Origin of the sequence: Gordonia sp. (in: high G+C Gram-positive bacteria), assembly GCF_047602025.1 — a bacterium.
In the GTDB taxonomy this organism is placed as follows: Bacteria; Actinomycetota; Actinomycetes; order Mycobacteriales; family Mycobacteriaceae; genus Gordonia.
The window spans coordinates 1,043,072-1,066,953 of record NZ_JASGII010000001.1 but is presented as its reverse complement, the minus strand read 5'-3'; the positions used below and the strand labels follow the sequence as shown (position 1 = coordinate 1,066,953).

The window sequence follows — 23,882 nt, the reverse complement described above, 5'->3', positions numbered from 1 at the left end:
CGAGTGGGCGGAACCCGTCGATACGATCGCACAATGGATACCGCGGTCCGACGACTCTTCGCCACCTATGAGCGCCTGACCAACGAGGCTCTTGTCGGCGAAGCGGACGTCGCGGCCCTGTCGCGGTGCTACTCGACGGAGTTCATCGGCGCCGGACCGGCCGGCGTGCGTACCGGCCACAACGACGCCGAGTATCGCGAGGTCCTCGCACAGGGCTTCGCGGGATATCGCGGGATCGGCACCAAGAGCATGACAGTCGACGGCATCGAAGTCACCGGGATCGACGACCGCCATTGCCTGGCGCGGGTTTCGTGGTCGGCCGTATACGACCGTGGCGAAGCGCCGGATGTCTCAATCGACTTCGACGTGACCTACCTGGTCCAGCTCCGCGACGACGACGCCGTGGTCTTCGGCTGGATTGCCGGCGACGAGCAGGCCGCGCTGCGCGACCACGGCATCAGTTGGTGCCCACTCGGCGCGTTCTGACCGCCCACTCGGCGTGACTGGACCGCCCACTCGGCGAATTCTGCGGCTAGAAGAGGGCCTGGGCAAGCTTGCGGCGCGCGGCCATGACGACCGGCTCGTTGGGCTCGTAGAGCTCGAAGAGTTCCAACAATCGCGCACGGGCGCGCGCCCGATCGTCGTCGCGGGTAGCCCGGACGCACTCGACCAACCGGTCGAACGCCTCCTCCGGCTTCTGGTTGAACAGCTCGACGTCGGCGGCGGCCAACTGATCGTCGACATCGCCGGGCTTGGCGGACTCGACGATCGACGCCGGATGCTTCGACGCCCGCGACACGAAGGTCAGGTTGCGGACCAGCGATGCGGCCTCGGCGTTGTCCGGCTCGGCCTCGGCGATGGCACGGTACTCCTCGAGCGCACCGTCGACGTCGCCCTCGTCGAGCTTCGCCGCGGCGGCGGCCATCCGCGGGTCGACCGGCTGCTCGACCTCGGCGGGAGCGTCACCGGCGGGGCCGAAGGACGGCCCGAGCTGCTTGAAGATGTCGTCGAGCCACGTCTTGATCTCCGCCTCCGACTTCGCCCCGGTGAACGCGGTCACCGGCTGCCCCTGGGCGATGGCGACGACCATCGGGATCGACTGCGCCCGGAAGGCCTGCGCGATCCGCGGGTTGGCGTCGACGTCGACCTTGGCCAGCACCCACCGACCGCCCGACTGCGCGGCCAGCGACTCCAGCACCGGCGACAGCTGCTTGCACGGCTGGCACCACTCCGCCCACAGGTCGACGAGCACCAACTGCCCCATCGAACGGTTGATGACCTCGGCCTCGAAGGTCGCCTCGGTGACGTCGATGACCGGGCCGCCCGACGACGGCGCCGCCGCGTCTGCTCCCCCGGCGCCGGCGGGCGCACTCGGCGGTGCGCCAGGGGCCGGAGCGGCGCGCTGCGCCTCGGCGCGCGCCTTCAGTGCGGACAGGTCGACGGCCCCCGACATGGCGACGGCCGCTTGTTGCTGGCGGGCGGCCGCGGCCGCCTGCTGACGATTGACTGGTCTGCTCACACGTCCAGTTTGTCATGGCCGGGCGAACCGCCGCCGGGACCGGCGTGGCCGCTCGCCGCCGACAATTCGGCCAGGTGGCCGTTGCGTCGGGCCCACCACTCGAACACCAGGGTGCCGAACGGCGGCAACGACGAGGCGACCGCCAGTCCGAGCACCACCAGGTTCCACTCCAGCTTGACCGCCGTGTAGAAGCAGAGGGCGACGAAGACCAGGAACACGATGCCGTGCACCATGCCCGGGACGCGGATCGCCGAGTCCATGTCGTGGGCGCGCTTGATGTACATCGCGACCAGCAGCGCGGCCCAGGTGATCGCCTCGAGCACCGCGACGAAGCGGAACCGCTTGGCCGGCGTCGAGAGGTTGAAGAAGTCGTTCACGACTATCCCTTCGGGACCGAGATGATGAGGGCGTCGCCCTGGCCGCCGGCGCCGCACAGCGCGGCCGCGCCGACCCCGCCGCCGCGACGCTTGAGCTCCTGCGCCAGGTGCAGCGTGATGCGGGCGCCGGAGGTGCCGATCGGGTGGCCGAGCGCGATGGCGCCGCCGTTGACGTTGACCTTCTCCGGGTCGATGCCCAGCTTGCGCGTCGACGCGAGGCCGACGGCCGCGAAGGCCTCGTTGATCTCGACGACGTCGAGGTCGGCGGGCTTGATGCCCTGCCGGTCGCAGGCCTTCGCGATGGCGTTGGCGGGCTGCTCCTGCAGGCTCGAGTCGGGGCCGGCGACGACGCCGTGCGCGCCGATCTCGGCCAGCCACGGCACGCCGAGCTCCTCGGCCTTCGCCTTGCTCATCACGACGACCGCGCACGCACCGTCGGAGATCTGCGACGCGTTGCCCGCGGTGATCGTGCCGTCCTTCCGGAAGGCGGGGCGCAGCTTGCCGAGGCTGTCGACGGTGGTGTCCGCGCGCACGCCCTCGTCGACGCTGAACTCGACCGGGTCGCCCCTGCGCTGCGGAATCGGCACCGGGACGATCTCGTCGCCGAAGGCGCCGCTCTCGATCGCCGCGGCGGCCAGTTTGTGACTGCGCGCCGCGATCTCGTCCTGCTGCTCGCGGGTGAAGCCGTCGGTGTCGTTGTGCTCCTCGGTCAGTCCGCCCATCGGCTGATCGGTGAACGCGTCGTGGAGGCCGTCGTAGGCCATGTGGTCGACGAGCTCGGTGTTCCCGTACTTGAACCCGCCCCGACTGCCCGGCAGCAGGTGCGGCGCCTGGCTCATCGACTCCTGGCCGCCGGCGACGACGCAGTCGAACTCGCCGGCGCGGATCAGCTGGTCGGCGAGCGCGATCGCGTCGATGCCGGACAGGCACATCTTGTTGATGGACAGGGCGGGCACGTCCCACCCGATGCCCGCCTTCACCGCCGCCTGGCGCGCGGGCATCTGCCCCGCACCGGCGGTGAGCACCTGGCCCATGATCACGTAGTCCACCGCGGACGCCGGCACGCCGGACTTGTCCAGCGCCCCCTTGATCGCGATGGCGCCGAGATCGACGGCGCTGAAGTCCTTCAACGAGCCCTGCAGACGGCCGAACGGCGTGCGCGCGCCGGCGACGATGACACTTGGTTCCGACATGGCCACAACGCTACCAACCGGTCGAACCCGGCCGACGGGCCCATTAGACTTGCCGCCATGCCAGATTCCGCTGATCGATTCCCCGTCGTCCGCCGCGGCGGCTACGACCGCACCGCGGTCGACGGACAGTTGCAGCGCCTGAACTCCGAGTTGCACCTGCTCGCGACGGACCGCGACGCCGCGGTCGCGCACGCACAGGAGCTGACCACCCATCTCGAGCAGGCTCGTGAGGAGATTGACCGGCTGCGCCGCGAGGTCGACCGGCTCTCCGTCCCGCCGACGACGGCCGCCGGAATGAGCGAGCGTCTCTCCCGGATGTTGCAGCTCGCCTCCGACGAGGCATCGGAGATCCGCGCCAGCGCGCAGGCCGAGGCCGATGAGATCCGCTCGGTCGCGCAGCAGGATGCGCAGGCGGCCCGCGAGGAGGCGCTGGCGGCGCACCAGACCACCAGCGACGAGCTCGCGGAGCGGGCCAAGAAGCTGACGCAGGCGGAGAAGACGGCGGACAAGAAGGCGCAGCAGGTGCTGGCCGACGCGCAGTCGCAGGCCGACGCCGTCCTGAAGAAGGCCCGGAAGGACGCCGACAAGGTCGCCGCCGAGTCCGAGGCCAAGGCCAAGAAGCTGCGCACCGAGGCCGAGACCGACGCGGCGCGCACCCGCAAGGCGGCCAGCGACCTCGCCGCGCAGCGACTCCAACAGATTCGCGAGACGGCGGCCAAGACCCGGGCGGCCCACGACGAGACGGTCAACCGGCTCACCGCGCTGGCCGACCACCTGGGATCGGCGCCGCCGCTGTCGACCAAGGAGCTCGACGCGATCGCCGAGCTCACCGCCAAGGACGATCAGGAGGCGGTCGAGCAGCTGGCGTCGGGGCCGAGCGCCGTCACGCCGTCGGTCCAGCCGGCGAAGACCGCGAAGCGCTAGAAGAGCCGGAACTCGGTGCTCTCCATGCCGCGCAATTCGTCGTAGTCGAGGATGAGGCAGCGGATGCCGCGATCCGTGGCGAGGGTGCGCGCCTGCGGTTTGATCTGCTGAGCAGCGAAGACACCGCTCACCGGCGCCAGGCTGGCGTCGCGGTTGAGGAGCTCGAGATAGCGGGTGAGCTGTTCGACGCCGTCGATCTCGCCGCGCCGTTTGATCTCCACCGCCACCGTCGCGCCGTCGGCGTCGCGGCACAGCAGGTCCACCGGGCCGATCGCCGTCGGGTACTCGCGCCGCACCAGGGTGTACCCCGGACCGAGCGTCTCGACGTGTTCGGCGAGCAGCTCCTGCAGATGCGCCTCGACGCCGTCCTTGACCAGCCCCGGGTCGACGCCGAGCTCATGGCTGGAGTCGTGTTCGATCTCGGTGATGGTGATGCGCAACTGCTCGCCGGCCTTGTTGGTGACGACCCAGACCGCCTCCGCCTCGACGTCGTCGGGGACGTCCTCCTCGGCCAGCCAGCACGGCGGGCTCATCCAGTTGAGCGGCTTGTACGCGCGGTCGTCGGCGTGGACGCTGACCGAACCATCCGATTTGATCAAGAGCAGGCGGCGCGCCATCGGGAGATGGGCGGTCAACCTGCCCGCGTAATCAACCTGACATTCCGCAACGACCAAACGCACACCGGCTAGCTTAGACACATGAGAATCTTCGTCGCCTACCTGGCCAACGACGGGGGCGCCGATGCGGTGGCCCTCGCCGGGCGGATGGCGCGCACCGCGGGCGCGGAGCTCGACATCGGGCTGATCGCACCCGGCGAACACCAAGGCGCCGATCCCGGGCTGGCCGAGGTCGTGCGGGAGCAGGCCGCGGAATGGCTCGACGACGCGCGGGCGATGGTGCCCGACGTTCCAGCCGAGGCCCACGTGGCCTTCCACGACTCGATCGCACCGGGAATCATCGCCGAGGCGCAGCGGACCGGCTGCGTCACGATCGTCGTCGGCGGCTCCGGGGGCGGCATCGTGGGCAGCCACTCGCTGGGCAGCGTCGTCGACGACCTGCTGCGCTCCTCGCCCGTCCCGGTGGTGCTGGCACCGCGCGGGATCCGGAATTCGCCGGTGCGGCGCACCACCCAGATCACCTGCGCCCTCGGCACCCGGCCCGGCGCCGCAAACCTGCTGGACCTCGCGATCCAGGCGGCCCAGCGCTCGCACGTGCCGCTGCGCCTCATGTCGCTCGTCGCCCTCGACCAGCTCCCAACCGGCGGCACGGATCCCGACGCCCACCAGCGCGCGGTCGCCCATGCCGAGAAGGTGCTGCACACCGCCCAGGACCGCCTGCCCGCCGACGTCGAGGTGACGACGTCGATCGCCCACGGTTCCACCGTCGAGGAGGCCGTCGAAGCGCTCGAGTGGCACGACGGCGACCTGCTGATGGTCGGCTCCAGTCGCCTGGCCGCGCCGCAGCGCATCTTCCTCGGCGCGACGGCCGCCAAGATGCTCCGCGTGTTGTCGGTACCGGTCGCGGTACTGCCGGCGCTGCCGGAAAACATCACCTGACCAGGCATTATCCGGGCATGACAAAGCGCCCCTGGAACTTAATCCAGGGGCGCTTTGCAAATTGTGTTCGGCGGTGTCCTACTCTCCCACACTGACTAGGGTGCAGTACCATTGGCGCTGGAGGGCTTAGCTTCCGGGTTCGGAATGGGGCCGGGCGTTTCCCCTCCGCTATTGCCGCCGTAACTCTGTGAAATTTGCACCTTCACAACTCCCCGTCGTTGCCCGAACAGGGGTGTGGTGTGTTATTTCAGAGTTGCATAGTGGATGCGTTGCGTATTTCTTTGGTTCTTGCTCAATTGCACTTACGAACACTCGTGCCCAACTGAAGTTGTTGGGGTGTTGTTGTAAGTCCTCGGCCGATTAGTACCAGTCACCTGAACACATTGCTGTGCTTACAGTTCTGGCCTATCAACCCCATGGTCTGTGGGGGGCCTTACCCACGCAAAGGTGGTGAGAAACCTCATCTTGGAACAGGCTTCCCGCTTAGATGCTTTCAGCGGTTATCCCTTCCGAACGTAGCTAACCAGCGGTGCTCCTGGTGGAACAACTGGCACACCAGAGGTTCGTCCGTCCCGGTCCTCTCGTACTAGGGACAGGTTTCCTCAAGTTTCTTACGCGCGCGGCGGATAGAGACCGAACTGTCTCACGACGTTCTAAACCCAGCTCGCGTGCCGCTTTAATGGGCGAACAGCCCAACCCTTGGGACCTACTCCAGCCCCAGGATGCGACGAGCCGACATCGAGGTGCCAAACCATCCCGTCGATATGGACTCTTGGGGAAGATCAGCCTGTTATCCCCGGGGTACCTTTTATCCGTTGAGCGACACCGCTTCCACTTGCCGGTGCCGGATCACTAGTCCCGACTTTCGTCCCTGCTCGACATGTACGTCTCACAGTCAAGCTCCCTTGTGCACTTACACTCAACACCTGATTGCCAACCAGGCTGAGGGAACCTTTGGGCGCCTCCGTTACTTTTTGGGAGGCAACCGCCCCAGTTAAACTACCCACCAGGCACTGTCCCTGAACCAGATCATGGTCCGAGGTTAGAGGTCCAATACGATCAGAGTGGTATTTCAACAATGACTCCACACACACTGGCGTGCATGCTTCACAGTCTCCCACCTATCCTACACAAATCGAACCGAACACCAATACCAAGCTGTAGTGAAGGTCCCGGGGTCTTTTCGTCCTGCCGCGCGTAACGAGCATCTTTACTCGTACTGCAATTTCGCCGAGTCTATGGTTGAGACAGCAGAGAAGTCGTTACGCCATTCGTGCAGGTCGGAACTTACCCGACAAGGAATTTCGCTACCTTAGGATGGTTATAGTTACCACCGCCGTTTACTGGGGCTTAAATTCTCAGCTTCGCCACCGAAGTGGCTAACCGGTCCTCTTAACCTTCCAGCACCGGGCAGGCGTCAGTCCGTATACATCGTCTTACGACTTCGCACGGACCTGTGTTTTTAGTAAACAGTCGCTTCTCTCTGGTCTCTGCGACCACCACCAGCTCAGACAGTAAATATCGTCACCAGGGGTGGTCCCCCTTCTCCCGAAGTTACGGGGGCATTTTGCCGAGTTCCTTAACCATAGTTCTCTCGATCGCCTTAGTATTCTCTACCTGACCACCTGTGTCGGTTTGGGGTACGGGCCGTGTAACAGCTCGCTAGAGGCTTTTCTCGGCAGCATAGGATCATGGATTTCGCCGCTACGGCTACGCATCACCTCTCAGGATATGTGGAACACGGATTTGCCTATGTTCCTCCCTACAGGCTTACACCAGCACTACCATCGACTGGCTCCACTACCTTCCTGCGTCACCCCATCGCTTGACTAGTACAGCCGAGGTCCCATGCAGCACCCGCCGGCCACCCGAAGGTGGTCCATTGGGATTTGGATGGTTAGTACAACTGATTCATCATTGGGCGCGGATACACGGGTACGGGAATATCAACCCGTTGTCCATCGACTACGCCTGTCGGCCTCGCCTTAGGTCCCGACTCACCCTGGGCGGATTAACCTGGCCCAGGAACCCTTGGTCATTCGGCGGCAGAGTTTCTCACTCTGCTTTCGCTACTCATGCCTGCATTCTCACTCCCACACCCTCCACAGCTGGATCACTCCGCTGCTTCCACGGATGCAGGACGCTCCCCTACCCAGCCACACCACTAGACGCACTCCCGTGGGAACACGCCGATGTATATGTGTGACTGCCGCGGCTTCGGCGGTGTACTTGAGCCCCGCTACATTGTCGGCGCAGGATCACTTGACCAGTGAGCTATTACGCACTCTTTCAAGGGTGGCTGCTTCTAAGCCAACCTCCTGGTTGTCTTCGCGATCCCACATCCTTTTCCACTTAGTACACGCTTAGGGGCCTTAGCCGGCGATCTGGGCTGTTTCCCTCTCGACTACGAACCTTATCGCCCGCAGTCTCACTGCCGCGCTCTCACACTCTGGCATTCGGAGTTTGGCTGACGTCAGTAACCTAGTAGGGCCCATCGGCCATCCAGTAGCTCTACCTCCAGAGTGAAACACGCGACGCTGCACCTAAATGCATTTCGGGGAGAACCAGCTATCACGGAGTTTGATTGGCCTTTCACCCCTACCCACAGCTCATCCCCTCCATTTTCAACTGAAGTGGGTTCGGGCCTCCACGACGTCTTACCGTCGCTTCACCCTGGCCATGGGTAGATCACTCCGCTTCGGGTCCAGACCCAGCGACTGTATCGCCCTATTCAGACTCGCTTTCGCTACGGCTACCCCACACGGGTTAACCTTGCCACTGAGCACTGACTCGCAGGCTCATTCTTCAAAAGGCACGCCATCACCCACCCACAAGGGCGCAGGCTCTGACGGATTGTAAGCGTCCGGTTTCAGGTACTATTTCACTCCCCTCCCGGGGTACTTTTCACCTTTCCCTCACGGTACTTGTCCGCTATCGGTCACCAGGAAGTATTTAGGCTTACCGGGTGGTCCCGGCAGATTCACAGCGGATTTCACGGGCCCGCTGCTACTTGGGAAATGCTTAAACAAGACCGCACACTTTCAGCTACCGGACTCTCACCGTCTACGGCGGACCATTCCAGGTCACTTCGCCTAGCATGCGATTTTCTGACTCGTCTCCGGCACGGCAGCACCGAAAAAAACACTCCCACAACCCCACACACACAACCCCTGCCGGGTATCACATGCGCATGGTTTAGCCTCATCCGCGTTCGCTCGCCACTACTGACGGAATCACAATTGTTTTCTCTTCCTATGGGTACTGAGATGTTTCACTTCCCCACGTTCCCTCCACACCGCCTATATATTCAGCGGTGGGTAACACGACATCACTCGTGCTGGGTTTCCCCATTCGGACACCCTCGGATCACAGCTCGGTTGACAGCTCCCCGAGGCTTATCGCAGCCTCCCACGTCCTTCATCGGCTCCTGGTACCAAGGCATCCACCGAACGCTCTTACACACTTACAACAACACCTACACCCATACCTCAACCAAGGCTGAGGGCTGAATGTAGATACACAAGTGTGAACGTTAAAAACATTCGTAAAATGCTTACAAAAACCAAATTTTGAAATTGCAGATCAAACAACCTGTCACCTGAATCAACAGAATGACTGATTGTTAGATGCTCGCATCCACTATGCAATTCTCAAACAACACACACCCACCACAGCCATACCCGATAAGGCGGTATGCGGTGAGCATCAGGCTCGAGACAACCCATGGGCCCGAAGACCCGGCGTGTTCTCTCAGAACCCCGATAGTGTGCGACTTGCCCCCGGCCCCTCACGGGATTCCGGGCAACCCGTTCGCCGGCATAGAAGCCAACGGACGTTACGGTTGTGTTTGACGTTTCACCCATGAACATCAACCCCGCCGCAGAACATGCGCCTGCAGAAACGGGTGTGTGTTGAATGCTCCTTAGAAAGGAGGTGATCCAGCCGCACCTTCCGGTACGGCTACCTTGTTACGACTTCGTCCCAATCGCCGATCCCACCTTCGACAGCTCCCTCCACAAGGGTTAGGCCACCGGCTTCGGGTGTTACCGACTTTCATGACGTGACGGGCGGTGTGTACAAGGCCCGGGAACGTATTCACCGCAGCGTTGCTGATCTGCGATTACTAGCGACTCCGACTTCATGGGGTCGAGTTGCAGACCCCAATCCGAACTGAGACGCGCTTTAAGGGATTCGCTCCACCTCGCGGTATCGCAGCCCTCTGTACGCGCCATTGTAGCATGTGTGAAGCCCTGGACATAAGGGGCATGATGACTTGACGTCATCCCCACCTTCCTCCGAGTTGACCCCGGCAGTCTCCTGCAAGTCCCCGGCATAACCCGCTGGCAATACAGGACAAGGGTTGCGCTCGTTGCGGGACTTAACCCAACATCTCACGACACGAGCTGACGACAGCCATGCACCACCTGTATACCGACCACAAGGGAACGACTATCTCTAGCCGCGTCCGGTATATGTCAAACCCAGGTAAGGTTCTTCGCGTTGCATCGAATTAATCCACATGCTCCGCCGCTTGTGCGGGCCCCCGTCAATTCCTTTGAGTTTTAGCCTTGCGGCCGTACTCCCCAGGCGGGGTACTTAATGCGTTAGCTACGGCACGGATCCCGTGAAAAGGAACCCACACCTAGTACCCACCGTTTACGGCGTGGACTACCAGGGTATCTAATCCTGTTCGCTACCCACGCTTTCGCTCCTCAGCGTCAGTCACTACCCAGAGACCCGCCTTCGCCACCGGTGTTCCTCCTGATATCTGCGCATTTCACCGCTACACCAGGAATTCCAGTCTCCCCTGTAGTACTCAAGTCTGCCCGTATCGCCTGCACGCCTACAGTTAAGCTGCAGAATTTCACAGACGACGTGACAAACCGCCTACGAGCTCTTTACGCCCAGTAATTCCGGACAACGCTCGCACCCTACGTATTACCGCGGCTGCTGGCACGTAGTTGGCCGGTGCTTCTTCTGCAGGTACCGTCACTTGCGCTTCGTCCCTGCCGAAAGAGGTTTACAACCCGAAGGCCGTCGTCCCTCACGCGGCGTCGCTGCATCAGGCTTGCGCCCATTGTGCAATATTCCCCACTGCTGCCTCCCGTAGGAGTCTGGGCCGTGTCTCAGTCCCAGTGTGGCCGATCACCCTCTCAGGTCGGCTACCCGTCGTCGCCTTGGTGGGCCATTACCCCACCAACTAGCTGATAGGCCGCGGGCCCATCCCAAACCGCAAAAGCTTTCCACCACCAACCATGCGATCAGTGGTCATATCCGGTATTAGACCCAGTTTCCCAGGCTTATCCCGAAGTTTGGGGCAGATCACCCACGTGTTACTCACCCGTTCGCCACTCGAGTACCCGAGCAAGCTCGGGCCTTTCCGTTCGACTTGCATGTGTTAAGCACGCCGCCAGCGTTCGTCCTGAGCCAGGATCAAACTCTCCATGAAAAAACATTGAAATCAGACCCCGAAGGGCGTTTCAAAACAAACTGTCCTCCACAGAGGTAAAAACCCCAGCAAAAACAATCCATAAAACAAATCTGGCATCAAAAAACTGACACCAATAAATATTGGCGTCAAACAAAACAATAATTTGTCACACACTATCGAGTTCTCAAAGAACACACACCTGCCGGCGCCATCCCATCCGGGACGCATTCCAGCAAGCTGGTTGTTGTTGGGTGTTGGCCCCGCACTCGGGGCAACTCTCCCATCCTAACAGGCTCGAACCACGGTGGCAAACAGAGGTCGTCACCGTGAGTAGTTCGGGCTGGTCGGATGTGTCAACGCCCCGGTCTCCGTATTCCGTCCCGGCCCTCGCGGGTCCGGGTCGGCGGCGCCGTGGCGCGCTGACTTCTATGAAGGTACTCAACAGTTACGGGCGGGTCAAATCCGGATGACGTGACGTCGACCACAAGGTCGTCGCGGCGGCCCGATCAGTCGGAGACGCGCTCGATCTCCCCGCCCAGGCTGCGCAATTGGGCGACGAAGTCGGGGTAACCGCGGTCGATGTGCTCCACGTCGTGCACCTCGGTCACGCCGTCGGCGACCAGTGCGGCCAGCACCAACCCGGCGCCGGCCCGGATGTCCGACGACCACACCGGGGCGCTCGAGAGCCGCTCCACCCCGCGGATGACCGCGTGGTGCCCGTCGGTGCGCGCATCGGCGCCCAGGCGGACCATCTCCTCGACGAAGCGGAAGCGCGCCTCGAAGACGTTCTCGGTGACCACCGACATCCCCTCGGCGACGGCGGCGAGGCCGATCACCATCGGCTGCACGTCCGTCGGAAAGCCCGGGTACGGCAGCGTGGAGACGTTGATTGCCTTCGGGCGGTCGTCCTGGAGCACGCGGAAGCCGTCGTCGAACCGGTCCACCTGCGCGCCGGCGTCGACGAGCTTGTTGAGGACCAGGCCCAGGTGCTCGGGAGCGATGCCGCGGACCGTGACGTCGCCGCGCGTCATCGCGGCGGCAATCCCCCACGTCGCGGCGACGATGCGGTCGCCGACCACCCGGTGCGACGTCGGCTTGAGCTCGGCGACCCCCGTCACCGTCAGCGTCGACGATCCGGCGCCCTCGATCTTCGCGCCCATCTGGGTGAGCATCTCGCAGAGGTCGACGATCTCCGGTTCGCGCGCAGCGTTGTCGACGGTCGTCACACCGTCGGCGAGCACGGCGGCCATCAGGATGTTCTCCGTCGCACCGACCGACGGGAACTCGAGCGCGATCGGCGCACCGACGAGGTGGTCGGCCGACGCCACGACGCAGCCGTGCTCGATCGAGCTCTCCGCCCCCATCGCGCGCAGGCCAGTCTGGTGCATGTCCAACGGCCGCGAGCCGATCGCGTCGCCGCCGGGCAGCGCCACGACGGCCTTCTTGCAGCGGGCCATCAACGGGCCGAGCACGCAGACGGACGCGCGGAACTGCTTCACCGCGTCGAAGTCGGCGTGATGGCTCGGCATGGCCGGCGCCACGATGGTCACGGTGTCGCCGTCGACGGTCACGTCGGCACCCAGGCCGCGCAGCACGTCGGCCATCAGCGGCACGTCGGCGATGTCGGGCGAGTTGGTCAGCACGGTCGTGCCCTCGGCCAGCAGGGCGGCGGCCATCAGCTTCAGCACGCTGTTCTTGGCCCCGGTCACCTGCACTTCGCCGGTCAGCCGGGCGCCACCCGACACCAGAAAGCGATCAGTCACCCTCGTAGCCTATCGAGTCCCCGGCGACGACCGTCGACGAGCCCGCCGCGGCGGGGCGGACTCCAGCCACGCCTGCAGCGCGGTGAGCGCCTCGGGCGTCATCGCGAGCTCGTAGGCGCCGTCGGCCCCATCGGCGCCGGGCGCCAATTCGACGACGACCATGCCCTCGAGGATCTCCCGCTCGGTGCCGCGCGGCTCGCGCTTGCCGACGACCGTCATCGCGCTGCGCACCAGCGTCGCCGTCGGGCCGGGTCGGGTGGCGACGAGGCGGTAGTAGACCAGTGCGTCGTCGCCGTAGTGCGCGGAACCGTGCCGCCATCCGGCGTCGGCGCGGGCGGGCACCTTGCGCAGCAGGATCGGCTGGCCCATACGGCGCCGCTCGGACAGTCGGTAGAGCGACACCAGCACCGCCACCACCGCGATGAGCAGCACCACCAGCGCGGAGATCAGCCACAGGGCCATCAGGCCACCGCCGACGGCCGACCCGGCCGGAAAACGCCCATCGCCCGCCCGGTGCTGGGCACCGTGACGGGCGATGGGCTGTTGCTCATGACTACCTGGCAAGCGCGGCGGCGGCCGACAGGCGGGACTTGGCGAGCTGGTGCTCGACGCTGCCCGGCTCGGCCGACTCCAGCGCGGCCTCCGCGGCGACGACGTCGACGTCGGCGGCCCATTCGGCCGTCTCCGCCAGAATCGTCACCACGTCGGTCGACACGGAGAGGAACCCGCCGGTCACCGCGGCCACGCGGCGGTCGCCGTCGGCCTCGGTGATGGCGATGTAGCCGCCCTCGGTCAGCTGGCCCAGCAGCGGCGCGTGGCCGGCCAGGATGCCGACCTCGCCGTCGGTGGTCTGGGCGACGAGCATGGTGGCATCACCGGAGTACAGGCGCTCGTCGGCCGAGACGACCTCGACCCGGAAGCTCTTGTCCGCCATGGTGGTCTGCTACTTTCCGGCGATCTTCTTGGCCGCGGCCTCGACGTCGTCGAGTCCACCGCAGCTGTTGAACGCCTGCTCGGGCAGGTGGTCGAACTCGCCCTTGCAGACGCGGTCGAACGCCTCGATGGTGTCGGCCAGCGGCACGACCGAGCCCTTCTGGCCGGTGAACTTCTCGGCGACGAGGAAGTTCTGGCCGAGGAACTTCTGGATGCGGCGCGCACGCGCGACGGTGACCTTGTCCTCTTCGGAGAGCTCGTCCATACCCAGGATGGCGATGATGTCCTGCAGCTCCTTGTACTTCTGCAGGATGCGCTTGACCTCGTTGGCGACGCGGAAGTGCTCGTCACCGACGATCGAGGCCTCCAGGATGCGCGAGGTCGACGTCAACGGGTCCACGGCCGGGTAGATGCCCAGCTGCGAGATCGGACGCGAGAGCTCGGTGGTCGCATCGAGGTGCGCGAAGGTGGTCGCCGGAGCGGGGTCGGTGTAGTCGTCGGCGGGGACGTAGATCGCCTGCAGCGAGGTGATCGAGCGGCCCTTGGTCGACGTGATGCGCTCCTGCAGCTCACCCATCTCGTCGGCCAGCGTCGGCTGGTAACCGACGGCCGACGGCATGCGGCCGAGGAGGGTCGAAACCTCCGAGCCGGCCTGGGTGAAACGGAAGATGTTGTCGATGAACAGCAGCACGTCCTGGTGCTGCACGTCGCGGAAGTACTCGGCCATGGTGAGGGCCGAGAGGGCGACGCGCATACGCGTCCCCGGCGGCTCGTCCATCTGGCCGAACACGAGCGCGGTGTCCTGGAGAACGCCCATCTCCTCCATCTCGAGGTGGAGGTCGGTGCCCTCACGGGTGCGCTCGCCGACGCCGGCGAACACCGAGGTGCCGGAGAACTCGCGGGCGATACGGGTGATCATCTCCTGGATCAGAACGGTCTTGCCGACACCGGCACCACCGAACAGACCGATCTTGCCGCCCTTGACGTACGGGGTCAGCAGGTCGATGACCTTGATGCCGGTCTCGAGGATCTCGGTCTTGCCCTCGAGCTGGTCGAAGGCCGGCGGCTTGCGGTGGATGCCCCACTGCTCGCCGTCGCGACCGGTGCCCGGCGCGTCGAGGCAGTCGCCCAGCGCGTTGAAGACGTGGCCCTTGACGACGTCGCCGACCGGCACCGAGATCGGCTTGCCGGTGTCGGAGACGGCCGCACCGCGGACCAGGCCGTCGGTGGGCTGCATCGAGACGGCGCGCACGACGTTGTCGCCGAGGTGCTGCGCGACCTCGAGGGTCAGGGTCTTGGCCACTGCCTCGAGGGTGATCTCACAGTGCAGCGCGTTGAAGAGGTCGGGGATGGCTCCGCGCGGGAACTCGACGTCGACGACGGGGCCGATGACGCGGGCGACGCGGCCCACGCCGGCTGCCGACGCGCCCTTCTTGTCTGCCTTTACTGCTGCGGTCATGGTTGTTTCTCTTTCCTCGGTATGTCTGTTCTAGTCAGCCGGATCAGTGCGAGAGCGCTTCGACGCCGCCGACGATCTCGCTGATCTCCTGCGTGATCTGGGCCTGGCGGGCCTGGTTGGCCTGGCGGGACAGGGTCTTCTCGAGCTCGGTGGCGTTATCGGTGGCCGCCTTCATGGCGGTGCGACGGGCCGCGTTCTCCGACGCCGCCGAATCCAGCAGCGCGGCGAAGATGCGCGACGCCACGTAGCGCGGCAGCAGCGCGTCCAGGAGCTCCTTGGCCTCGGGCTCGAAGTCGATCTCCGGGCCGACCTGGGCGTCGGTGTTCGGGTCGAGCAGGTCGTCCCCGGTGTCGAGCTGTTCGATCTCGAACTCGACGTCGATCGGGGCCATGCGGCGCACCGTCGGCTTCTGGGTCAGCATCGACACGAAGCGCGTGTAGACCACGTGCAGCTCGTCGTAGCCGTCGATCTGCTCGCCGTCGAGCTCGACCTTCTCGTCCGAGCCGGCCAGGAACGCGTCGACCAGGTGCTTGATCGCACCGTTGATGTCGGCGAACACCGGCTGCTGGGAGAACCCGGTCCAGCTGGCGACGATCGGGCGGTCGCGGAAGGTGTAGTAGCCCACACCCTTGCGGCCCATCACGTAGAGCACCGGCTCCTTGCCCTCGGAGCGCAGCAGCGAGATCAATTCCTCGGTCTCGCGCAGCACGTTGGCGTTGTAGCCGCCGCACTGGCCGCTGTCGGAGGTGACGACCAGGATCGCCGCCCGGCGCGGGTTCTCCCGCGCGGTGAGCAGCGGGGAGTCCAGCGAGACCGACGCGCCGGCCAGCGTGGTGACCACCTTGGTGATCTCCTGCGCGTACGGCCGCGCCGCGGCCACCCGGGCTTGCGCCTTGGTGATCCGCGAGGTCGCGATCAGTTCCTGCGCCTTGGTGATCTTCTTGGTCGACTGGATCGACCGGATCCGCGAGCGCAGCTCCCGAATGGTTGCCATTGCCTACTTCTTCTTCTTGGTCACTTTGATGGTCTCGGACTCGACGTCCTCGGCATCCAGGGCCGGAGCCTCGGGATCGTTGACCACCCGGCTGCCGTCGCTGGCGACGAAGCCCTCCTTGAAGTTGTCCGTGGCCTTGGTGAGCTTGGCGATGTCCTTGTCGGTCAGCGCGCCGCCACCGGCGATGGACTTGTAGACGTCCTTCGCGCTGTGGTGCAGGTCGGCGAGCAGCTCGGCCTCGAAGCGGCGGATGTCGTCCACCGGCACCGAGTCCATGTAGCCCTCACCGCACAGGTACAGCGAGACGATCTGGTCCTCGACCGACACGGGGCTGTACTGGTCCTGCTTGAGCAGCTCGACCCAGCGGGCACCGCGCTCGAGCTGCGCCTTCGACGCGGCGTCGAGGTCGGAGGCGAAGGCCGAGAAGGCCTCCAGCTCGCGGTACTGGGCCAGCTCCAGACGCAGCGAGCCGGACACCTTCTTGAGGCCCTTGGTCTGCGCGGCACCACCGACGCGGGACACGGAGATACCCACGTTGATCGCCGGGCGGACACCCTTGTTGAAGAGGTCCGACTCCAGGAAGACCTGGCCGTCGGTGATCGAGATGACGTTGGTCGGGATGAACGCCGAGACGTCGTTGGCCTTGGTCTCGATGATCGGCAGACCGGTCATCGAGCCGCCGCCCATTTCCTCGGACAGCTTCGCGCAACGCTCGAGCAGGCGCGAGTGCAGGTAGAAGACGTCGCCCGGGTAGGCCTCGCGGCCCGGCGGGCGGCGCAGCAGCAGCGAGATGGCGCGGTAGGCCTCGGCCTGCTTGGACAGGTCGTCGAAGACGATGAGGACGTGCTTGCCGGCGTACATCCAGTGCTGGCCGAGGGCCGAACCGGTGTACGGGGCGAGCCACTTGAAGCCGGCCGAGTCGGAGGCGGGAGCCGCGACGATGGTCGTGTACTCCATCGCGCCGGCCTCTTCCAGCGCCGACTTCACGCCGGCGATGGTGGAGCCCTTCTGACCGATGGCGACGTAGATGCAGCGGACCTGCTTCTCCGGGTCGCCGGTCTTCCAGTTGTCCTTCTGGTTCAGGATGGCGTCGATGCAGACCGCGGTCTTGCCGGTCTTGCGGTCGCCGATGACCAGCTGGCGCTGGCCGCGGCCGATGGCGGTCATGGCGTCGATCGCCTTGATGCCGGTGGCGAGGGACTCCTCGACCGGCTGGCGCTCGAGCACGGTGGCGGCCTGCAGCTCCAGGACGCGGTCGGCCTCCGCCTTGATCGGGCCGAGGCCGTCGATCGGGGCGCCGAGCGGGTCGATCACGCGGCCGAGGAAGTCGTCGCCGACCGGCACCGACAGCACGTTGCCGGTCCGCTTGACCTCCTGGCCCTCCTCGATGTGCTCGTAGTCACCGAGTATGACGGCGCCGACCTCGTCGAGGTCGAGGTTCAGGGCCACGCCGCGGATTCCGCCGGGGAACTCCAGCAGCTCGTTCGCCATCGCGCCGGGCAGGCCGCTGACGTGGGCGATGCCGTCGCCGGTGTCCACGACGGTGCCCACCTCTTCGCGGGTGGAGGCCGTGTCCACCTCCTTGGTGTACGAACTGAGCGCGCTCCGAATCTCATCGGAGGAGATGGTCAACTCCGCCATGTGCTTACTCTTCCTGGCTCTGGTGATCGGGTGTCGATCAAGGTTGGTTTGTGGTTGGTGGGGGCTACCGCAGGCCGCGTCGGACGGCGGCGAACTTGCCGGCGACGCTTCCGTCGATCTGCTCGTTGCCGACGCGGACGACGACGCCACCCAGAAGCTCCGGGTCGACGTCGACGTGCAGCGTGACCGGCGAGCCGAGGTCCTTCTCGAGGTCCTTGGCCAGCTTGGCGCGCTGCGCGGCGGAAAGTTCGGTGGCCGAGCGGACGCGGGCGACGCGGCGACCGCTGATGCCCGCGGCGGTGTCGGCCAGCGACGCGAGGGCGTCGGCCGGCTTCTCCTGGGCCCGCTCGATGGCGTCGACGGCCAGCTTCTCGGTCACCGGGTTCACCTTGCCGGCGACCAGCTTCCGGAACAGGCCGGCGCGGTCGGCGGCGGGGCGGGCCCGGTCCGACAGTGCCTGCTCGAGCTCCGGGTTGCCCGCGACGATGCGGCCGAGGCGGAACAGCTCGTCCTCCACCGCGTCGCCGTCACCGGCCTTCGCCGCCGAGCGCAGCAGCGCTTCGACGCCGAGGTCGTGCAACCCGGAGACCAGGTCCGACGAGGTAGACCACTGACCGCTCGCGGCCGCGGCGACCACGCTTGCGGTGCCGGCGGAGACCTTGCCCTTGAGCACGGTCTTCGCGACGTCGCCGCGCTCGGCCGGCGGCACGGCCGCCTCGGTCAGTGCGCCGAGCAGTTCGCGGTTGTCACCGACGAGCCGTGCGACGGACAGCAGCTCGTCGCCGGTGCCGGCCGACGCCGAATCCAGCGTCGTGCGGGCCTGCGCGAGAGCCTCTCGAAGAGGATGCTGCGTACATCTACCTTTTCGTTCCTGTCTCGTAGCCGCTACTTCGAGCTGTCGAGCTCGGCGAGGAAGCGGTCGACGGTGGCCGACGCCTTGGCGGAGTCGCCCAGCGACTCCCCGGTCAGCTTCTCGGCCAGGTCGATCGACATCTTGCCGAGATCACCGCGCAGTTCGGAGACCACCTGCTGGCGCGAGGCCTCCAGCTGCTGGTTGCCGGCCGCGACGATGCGATCGGACTCCGCCTCGGCGGTGGTCTTCGCATCGGTGATGATCTGCTGGCCCTGGGCGCGCGCGTCCTCGCGGATCTTGTTCGCCTCTTCGCGGGCACCGGCGAGCTGCTCGCGGTACTTGGCCTTCTCGGCGTTGGCCTCGGCCTGCGCGGCCTCGGCGCGCTCGATGCCGCCCTCGATCTCGTCGCGGCGCTCGTCGAGCACCTTCAGGTAGCTCGGAATCACGAACTTCCAGAAGACGAAGAGGACGACGGCGAACGCGACCAGCGACCAAACGATGTCGTAGGTGTGCGGGAGCAGCGGATTGTGCTTCTCCTCGCCACCCTCTGCTGCCAGCAGCAGCGTCAGATCGGTTGCGTTGATCATGTCGTGGCTCAGATCAGAAGATGAAGCCGGCAACGATGCCGATCAGCGCCAGCGCCTCGGAGAGCGCGATGCCGAGGAACATGGTGGTGCGGATCTGGCCGGCCAGCTCGGGCTGACGGGCGATGCCCTCGATGGCCTTGCCGGCGACGATGCCCACGCCGATGCCCGGGCCGATGGCGGCGAGGCCGTAACCGATGGCGCCGTAGCCCTTACCGGTGGTGGTGGTCTCAGCTCCTTCGGCGACGATCGTGGTGGCGTCGGCGAGAGTCTGGGCGATGTAGCTCATCTTGCTATTCCCTTTCTAAATGGCTCCCCATCCGGGTGGATGAGCAGTCAGGTTCTTGTGTTGTTGCTCGGTCGGTTCGGTCGGTGGGTCAGTGCGCGTCCGCGTGGATCGACTGGTCGATGTAGACGGCGGTCAGCAGCGAGAAGATGTAGGCCTGCAGCGCGATCACCAGCAGCTCGAAGAAGGTGAAGGCGACGCCGACGATCAGTGCCGGCAGGCCGAACACGGCCATCCAGTTCTTGGCCTCGATGAAGAAGTACTGCGTCGCGGCGAAGAACAGGACCAGCATGATGTGGCCGGCCAGCATGTTGGCCATGAGACGGACGGTCAGCGTGAACGGCCGCAGGATGAAGGTCGAGATGAACTCGATCGGAATCAGCAGGAAGTGGATCGGCAGCGGCACGCCCGGCAGGACCGTCGACGCCTTGATGAAGCCGAAGAAGCCGAACTTGCGGAAGCCGACCCAGAGGTAGGTGATGTACGCGGCCGCGGCCATCACCATCGGCATGCCGATGCGCGCGTTCGACGAGATGTTCAGGAACGGGATGATCGACGTCAGGTTCAGGAAGATCGTCGCGAAGAAGATGCTGGCGATGATCGGCAGGTACTTGCGGCCGTTCTCCTTGCCCAGGATCTCCTCGGCGATCTGCACCCGGACGAAGTCGATCATGCTCTCCGCGACGTTCTGCGCACCGCGGGGAATGATCTTGGGGCTGCGCATCGCGAAGAAGAAGAACGCCGAGACCAGCAGCACCACGCCGAGGCGGATGAGCATGAGGCGGTCGAGGGCGAACGGCGTGCCGGCGAACAGGACCTGCTCGGGAAAGAAGTCGTCGAGCGTCGGTGCGTGGAACTCACCGGACTCAGCCAAGAAGGTGATCAGCGTTCTCTCCCGTGGTCGGGCCCGGTTGCCGCGCTACGGCGCCGGGTTCGATCGGACATTCTCCGCGGGGTGGTGCGGAGCACAGAAAGGGGTGGCGCTTCCGTCCGCGGGACCGCTTTCGGGGGCGCTGCCATCTTCTGTTGGATGTGACGAAACCTTATCAAGTGCTCAGGTCACGCACGCAAACCGGGGTGGTTTTCCCTGCCCGAATCTCGCTACGACACCTCGTAGTAGCAGATCAGCGCGGCGCGCTACTTCCCCGACACCTCGTCGACGTAGGGGACGCGGGTGCGCAACACGCCGTAGAACTCGGCGCCGAGGACGATCACGATGGCGCCGATGAGGGTGCTCACCAAGGCGCCCTTGTCGTAGAACGTGAGGTTCTTGAGGATCGCCATGAGGACGATGACGGCCAGCATCTTCACGAACCAGGAGCCCATGATCACGTACAGCGACGTGAAGGGCGGCAGCTTGGACGTGGCGAGCACGATCAGGAGGGTGACGAGGATGAAACCGCCGCCCACCCCGGCGCCGACGAGCACTCCCCACAGTCCCTTGGTGCCGGCCAGCGGCACCCACACCGCGAGACCGACCACGGTGAGCGCGACCAGTCCGAGCACGCCGTAGCGCAGCCCGGTCTTGAGCGCGCCGAGCGGATCGGTGAACGCGCGAACGATGTCGGGGGTGTCCTCTGCCATGCCGACCAGTCTAGGGTCGACCGGTTCCGGGGATCGGCTAGGTGCGCCGGAAGACGCGGGCGATGCGCGGCAGGAAGGTGAACGTGAGGGCGATGAGCAGACCGGCGCCGAAGATCGGGCCGAGGATCCGCAGCGGCATGATCGTGCTCGCCGCGACCGACAGCGTCAGCACGCCGACCCAGAGGTAGATCAGCAGCGCGACGCGGGCCTGGGAGTGCCCCAGCTCGAGCAGCCGGTGGTGCAGGTGCATCTTGTCGGGGGTGTAGAAGCCGACGCCGGCGCGGGTGCGGCGCACGATCGCCATCAGCATGTCGAGCATCGGGATGAACATGACCGCGGCGACCAGGACCAGCGGCGAGAGCAGGGTGAAGATGTCGGCGGTGCTGGTGCCGTAGGCGTAGCCGGGGTTCTGCGACGACGCGCTGGCCGCGGCCAGCATGAGGCCGATGAGCATCGCGCCGGAGTCGCCCATGAAGATGCGCGCCGGGCTGAAGTTGTGCGGGAGGAAGCCCAGGCAGGCGCCGGCCAGGGCGACGGTGATCATCGCCGGCGGGTAGAAGGCCTGCGCGCCGCCGAAGTCGCGCAGCTGGCCGAGCGAGTACAGGCAGATGGCCAGCGCCGCGACGAGGCCGAGGCCGGCGGCGAGTCCGTCGAGACCGTCGATGAAGTTGATGGCGTTGATGGTCGCGACGGTGATGACGACCGTCAGCAGGCCGGCCTGCACCGAGTCGAGGGACAGGACGCCGATGCTGCCGGGGACGCTGAAGGTCCACCAGCTCAGGTTCTGCGGATCGAGCCCGACGAGCACGCCGGCGGCGGTGACCTGGCCGGCGAACTTGGTCAGCGCGTCCAACCCCCACCGGTCGTCGACCACCCCGACGAGCACGATGATCAGGCCCGCGACGATCACCGCGGTCATGGTCGAGCTGTACGCGAAGCCGCGGTTGAGCGCCGGCAGTTGGGCAGCGAGGGCGATCGCGGCCACCGCGCCGATGAACATGCCGATGCCGCCCAGGCGCGGGGTCGGGATGACGTGGACGTCGCGGGCGCGCGGCACCGCCACCGCGCCGACGCGGATGGCGAACACCCGGACGAGCGAGGTGAGCAGGAACGTCACCGCGGTCGCCGTCGCACCGACGAGGACGAGTTCGCGCAACGGGACGCCGGCCGAGGAGACGGACCCGGTGGGTGCGGCGAGGAGCTCGATCACGCGTCGGCGCCCCGCAGCTCGGCGACGGGGACGTCCAGGACCTCGCCGATCTGCTCGGCGGTGATGGCGCCCTCGCGCAGGATCCGGGGCACCGGGCCGGTCACGTCGACGATGGTGGAGGCGGTCGCGGCGGCCGACGGTCCCCCGTCGAGGTACACCGACACCGCGTCGTCGAGTTGGCGCCGGGCGTCCTCGACGGTGGTGGCCGGCGGCTGACCGGAGACGTTGGCGCTCGACACGGCCATCGGGCCGACTTCGCGCAGCAGCTCGATCGCCACCGGGTGCATCGGCATCCGCAGCATCACGGTGCCGTCGGTGTCCCCCAGGTCCCACGCCAACGACGGCGCCTGCTGCACGACCAGCGACAACCCGCCCGGCCAGAACGCCCGGGTGAGTTCGCGCGCGGGCAGCGGGACCGACAGCACGAGCCCGTCGATGGTGTGCCAGGACCCGACCAGGACCGGGACCGGCATGTCGCGGCCGCGGCCCTTCGCGGCCAGCAGCGAGGCGACCGCATCGGCGTCGAAGGCGTCGCAGCCGATGCCGTAGAGCGTGTCCGTGGGCAGCACCACCAGGCGGCCCGAACGCACCGCGCCGACCGCCGCCGACAGGCCCGCGGACCGGGTCTGCGGGTCGGTGCAGTCGTAGACGGTGCTCACCGTTTCATCCTTGCACAGCGGTCACGAACCGCCGCGTACCGGCGAGGTCGGTGCGCGCGGTGATCTGGGCGTATCCGGCAGCGGCCAGCGCGGCGGCGACCGCGGGCCCGGTGGCGTCGTCGTGCTCGATGCCGACGGGCGTGCCCGTCGTCCCCAGCGCGACCATCGTCTCGAGCATCGGGGTGATCACCGCCATCCCGTCGGCGCCGCCGAAGACCGCCGCCGCCGGATCGGCACGGACCTCCGGGCTCACCTCGGTGGGCCGCCCGCCGGTCACCGTCGGCACGTAGGGCGGGTTGCTGACGACGAGGTCGAGCCGGCGGCGCGGCGGCCACCCCAGCGGACCGGCCTGCGCGGCGATCGCCGCGGCAACCCCCGCGCGGTCGGTGACGTCGGCGGCGACGACGGCGACCCGCCCGGCGACGTCGACCGGCTGGGCGGCGACGTTGCGGCGCAACCAGGTGCGCGCGGCGGCGAAGAGCTCGACGGCGACGACGCGCACGTCGGGGCGGGCGGTCGCCAGGCCGATGGCCAGGGCCCCGCTGCCGGCGCAGAGGTCGGCGACGAGCGCGCCGGGGGGCGCCGTCTCGACGGCCCACCGCAGGAGCAGCTCGGTCTCCGGGCGCGGGATGAAGACGCCGGGCCCGACCTTCAGACGCACCACCGCGTCCCCCGCGGCGAACTCCACCTCGCCGATCAGGTGCTGCAGCGGTTCACGGTTCGCGCGTCGGCGCACTAGGGCCGCGAAGTGCTCGGCGGTCGGCGGATCGACGTCGTCGACGAGGAGCAGTCGGCCGCGGTCGGTGCGCAGCGCGTGCGCGAGCAGCCATTGCGCGTCGACACGGGGCGAGGCGACCCCGGCGGCGGCGAGCCGCTCGGTCGCGTCGGCCAGCAGGGCGCTGACGGGATCGGCCAC

Annotated in this window: 21 protein-coding genes and 3 rRNA genes; 3 read left to right on the top strand and 21 right to left on the bottom strand. The window is 66.3% G+C overall.

Features of this window, described 5'->3' with window-relative positions; genetic code table 11:
• Window positions 1–33: 33 nt before the first annotated feature.
• On the top strand, window positions 34–486 hold the full coding sequence (locus QM728_RS05315) for a nuclear transport factor 2 family protein (RefSeq protein ID WP_415031002.1): 453 nt from the start codon (window positions 34–36) through the stop codon (window positions 484–486).
• A gap of 46 nt (window positions 487–532) precedes the next feature.
• On the opposite strand, the gene QM728_RS05310 is transcribed toward QM728_RS05315, so the two are convergent.
• Genes QM728_RS05310 through QM728_RS05300 form a run of 3 tightly spaced genes read right to left on the bottom strand, consistent with a single transcriptional unit; the run spans window position 533 to window position 3,089 of the window.
• A complete protein-coding gene (locus QM728_RS05310) occupies window positions 533–1,519 on the bottom strand; it encodes a tetratricopeptide repeat protein (protein WP_415031001.1) in 987 nt (328 codons plus the stop codon).
• Window positions 1,516–1,896 carry a DUF3817 domain-containing protein gene (locus QM728_RS05305; protein ID WP_415031000.1) on the bottom strand — a complete coding sequence of 127 codons (381 nt, stop codon included), beginning with the start codon at window positions 1,894–1,896 and terminating at the stop codon, window positions 1,516–1,518. Before QM728_RS05305 ends, QM728_RS05310 begins: the two co-directional genes overlap by 4 nt.
• Window positions 1,897–1,898: 2 nt before the next feature.
• Window positions 1,899–3,089: an acetyl-CoA C-acetyltransferase gene (locus tag QM728_RS05300; protein WP_415030999.1), complete on the bottom strand. Its 1,191-nt coding sequence runs from the start codon at window positions 3,087–3,089 to the stop codon at window positions 1,899–1,901.
• A gap of 57 nt (window positions 3,090–3,146) precedes the next feature.
• Here QM728_RS05300 and QM728_RS05295 point away from each other — a divergent pair, with 57 nt between their 5' ends.
• Window positions 3,147–4,013: a hypothetical protein gene (locus tag QM728_RS05295; RefSeq protein ID WP_415030998.1), complete on the top strand. Its 867-nt coding sequence runs from the start codon at window positions 3,147–3,149 to the stop codon at window positions 4,011–4,013.
• On the opposite strand, the gene nucS is transcribed toward QM728_RS05295, so the two are convergent.
• Complete coding sequence (nucS, locus tag QM728_RS05290) at window positions 4,010–4,693, bottom strand: endonuclease NucS (RefSeq protein WP_415030997.1); 684 nt, start codon at window positions 4,691–4,693, stop codon at window positions 4,010–4,012. The two genes, QM728_RS05295 and nucS, sit on opposite strands and share 4 nt — an antisense overlap.
• Before the next feature lie 18 nt (window positions 4,694–4,711).
• On the opposite strand from nucS, the gene QM728_RS05285 reads away from it, so the two are divergent.
• Entirely contained in the window at window positions 4,712–5,569 is an 858-nt protein-coding gene (locus QM728_RS05285) for a universal stress protein (protein WP_415030996.1), read from the top strand.
• 65 nt (window positions 5,570–5,634) lie between these two features.
• On the opposite strand, the gene rrf is transcribed toward QM728_RS05285, so the two are convergent.
• From rrf to QM728_RS05200, 17 genes are all read right to left on the bottom strand, one after another.
• Window positions 5,635–5,751 (bottom strand): 5S ribosomal RNA (rrf, locus tag QM728_RS05280).
• A gap of 158 nt (window positions 5,752–5,909) precedes the next feature.
• Window positions 5,910–9,038: ribosomal RNA gene (locus tag QM728_RS05275) — 23S ribosomal RNA — on the bottom strand.
• A 457-nt stretch (window positions 9,039–9,495) separates the two neighbouring features.
• Window positions 9,496–11,018: ribosomal RNA gene (locus tag QM728_RS05270) — 16S ribosomal RNA — on the bottom strand.
• Together the 16S, 23S and 5S rRNA genes form the textbook arrangement of a ribosomal RNA operon.
• Before the next feature lie 488 nt (window positions 11,019–11,506).
• Window positions 11,507–12,763 carry a UDP-N-acetylglucosamine 1-carboxyvinyltransferase gene (gene murA / locus QM728_RS05265; protein WP_415030995.1) on the bottom strand — a complete coding sequence of 419 codons (1,257 nt, stop codon included), beginning with the start codon at window positions 12,761–12,763 and terminating at the stop codon, window positions 11,507–11,509.
• A 9-nt stretch (window positions 12,764–12,772) separates the two neighbouring features.
• Entirely contained in the window at window positions 12,773–13,225 is a 453-nt protein-coding gene (locus QM728_RS05260) for a DUF2550 family protein (RefSeq protein ID WP_415030994.1), read from the bottom strand.
• A gap of 91 nt (window positions 13,226–13,316) precedes the next feature.
• Window positions 13,317–13,697, bottom strand: a complete 381-nt coding sequence (locus tag QM728_RS05255; protein WP_415030993.1) for a F0F1 ATP synthase subunit epsilon — start codon at window positions 13,695–13,697, stop codon at window positions 13,317–13,319.
• A 9-nt stretch (window positions 13,698–13,706) separates the two neighbouring features.
• Complete coding sequence (gene atpD / locus QM728_RS05250) at window positions 13,707–15,155, bottom strand: F0F1 ATP synthase subunit beta (RefSeq protein WP_415030992.1); 1,449 nt, start codon at window positions 15,153–15,155, stop codon at window positions 13,707–13,709.
• 43 nt (window positions 15,156–15,198) lie between these two features.
• Window positions 15,199–16,149, bottom strand: a complete 951-nt coding sequence (locus QM728_RS05245) for a F0F1 ATP synthase subunit gamma (RefSeq protein ID WP_415030991.1) — start codon at window positions 16,147–16,149, stop codon at window positions 15,199–15,201.
• 3 nt (window positions 16,150–16,152) lie between these two features.
• Window positions 16,153–17,790, bottom strand: coding sequence for a F0F1 ATP synthase subunit alpha (atpA, locus tag QM728_RS05240; protein WP_415030990.1), 1,638 nt, complete (start codon window positions 17,788–17,790; stop codon window positions 16,153–16,155).
• A gap of 64 nt (window positions 17,791–17,854) precedes the next feature.
• Window positions 17,855–18,598, bottom strand: a complete 744-nt coding sequence (locus QM728_RS05235; RefSeq protein WP_415032837.1) for a F0F1 ATP synthase subunit delta — start codon at window positions 18,596–18,598, stop codon at window positions 17,855–17,857.
• A 77-nt stretch (window positions 18,599–18,675) separates the two neighbouring features.
• Entirely contained in the window at window positions 18,676–19,230 is a 555-nt protein-coding gene (locus tag QM728_RS05230; RefSeq protein ID WP_415030989.1) for a F0F1 ATP synthase subunit B, read from the bottom strand.
• Window positions 19,231–19,243: 13 nt separating this feature from the next.
• The gene (locus QM728_RS05225) at window positions 19,244–19,516 is read right to left on the bottom strand and encodes an ATP synthase F0 subunit C (protein WP_415030988.1); all 273 of its coding nucleotides are present in this window, start codon (window positions 19,514–19,516) and stop codon (window positions 19,244–19,246) included.
• A gap of 88 nt (window positions 19,517–19,604) precedes the next feature.
• The gene (gene atpB, locus QM728_RS05220) at window positions 19,605–20,387 is read right to left on the bottom strand and encodes a F0F1 ATP synthase subunit A (RefSeq protein ID WP_415030987.1); all 783 of its coding nucleotides are present in this window, start codon (window positions 20,385–20,387) and stop codon (window positions 19,605–19,607) included.
• A gap of 263 nt (window positions 20,388–20,650) precedes the next feature.
• Window positions 20,651–21,097 (bottom strand): hypothetical protein, encoded by a 447-nt coding sequence (locus QM728_RS05215; RefSeq protein WP_415030986.1) that lies wholly within the window; start codon window positions 21,095–21,097, stop codon window positions 20,651–20,653.
• Between the two features lie 37 nt (window positions 21,098–21,134).
• Window positions 21,135–22,307, bottom strand: coding sequence for a glycosyltransferase family 4 protein (locus tag QM728_RS05210; RefSeq protein WP_415030985.1), 1,173 nt, complete (start codon window positions 22,305–22,307; stop codon window positions 21,135–21,137).
• Window positions 22,304–22,966 (bottom strand): L-threonylcarbamoyladenylate synthase, encoded by a 663-nt coding sequence (locus tag QM728_RS05205; RefSeq protein ID WP_415030984.1) that lies wholly within the window; start codon window positions 22,964–22,966, stop codon window positions 22,304–22,306. The genes QM728_RS05210 and QM728_RS05205 overlap by 4 nt, the downstream gene beginning before the upstream one ends.
• A 4-nt stretch (window positions 22,967–22,970) precedes the next feature.
• Window positions 22,971–23,882 carry a N5-glutamine methyltransferase family protein gene (locus tag QM728_RS05200; RefSeq protein ID WP_415030983.1) on the bottom strand — a complete coding sequence of 304 codons (912 nt, stop codon included), beginning with the start codon at window positions 23,880–23,882 and terminating at the stop codon, window positions 22,971–22,973.

What these genes read in the sequence shown, in the direction of transcription:
- QM728_RS05315 (WP_415031002.1), top strand. Translation starts at nt 34, where the DNA reads ATGGATACCGCGGTCCGACGACTCTTCGCCACCTATGAGCGCCTGACC.
- QM728_RS05300 (WP_415030999.1), bottom strand. Translation starts at nt 3,089, where the DNA reads ATGTCGGAACCAAGTGTCATCGTCGCCGGCGCGCGCACGCCGTTCGGC.
- QM728_RS05295 (WP_415030998.1), top strand. Translation starts at nt 3,147, where the DNA reads ATGCCAGATTCCGCTGATCGATTCCCCGTCGTCCGCCGCGGCGGCTAC.
- QM728_RS05285 (WP_415030996.1), top strand. Translation starts at nt 4,712, where the DNA reads ATGAGAATCTTCGTCGCCTACCTGGCCAACGACGGGGGCGCCGATGCG.
- QM728_RS05260 (WP_415030994.1), bottom strand. Translation starts at nt 13,225, where the DNA reads ATGGCCCTGTGGCTGATCTCCGCGCTGGTGGTGCTGCTCATCGCGGTG.
- QM728_RS05255 (WP_415030993.1), bottom strand. Translation starts at nt 13,697, where the DNA reads ATGGCGGACAAGAGCTTCCGGGTCGAGGTCGTCTCGGCCGACGAGCGC.
- atpD (WP_415030992.1), bottom strand. Translation starts at nt 15,155, where the DNA reads ATGACCGCAGCAGTAAAGGCAGACAAGAAGGGCGCGTCGGCAGCCGGC.
- QM728_RS05245 (WP_415030991.1), bottom strand. Translation starts at nt 16,149, where the DNA reads ATGGCAACCATTCGGGAGCTGCGCTCGCGGATCCGGTCGATCCAGTCG.
- atpA (WP_415030990.1), bottom strand. Translation starts at nt 17,790, where the DNA reads ATGGCGGAGTTGACCATCTCCTCCGATGAGATTCGGAGCGCGCTCAGT.
- QM728_RS05230 (WP_415030989.1), bottom strand. Translation starts at nt 19,230, where the DNA reads ATGATCAACGCAACCGATCTGACGCTGCTGCTGGCAGCAGAGGGTGGC.
- QM728_RS05225 (WP_415030988.1), bottom strand. Translation starts at nt 19,516, where the DNA reads ATGAGCTACATCGCCCAGACTCTCGCCGACGCCACCACGATCGTCGCC.
- QM728_RS05215 (WP_415030986.1), bottom strand. Translation starts at nt 21,097, where the DNA reads ATGGCAGAGGACACCCCCGACATCGTTCGCGCGTTCACCGATCCGCTC.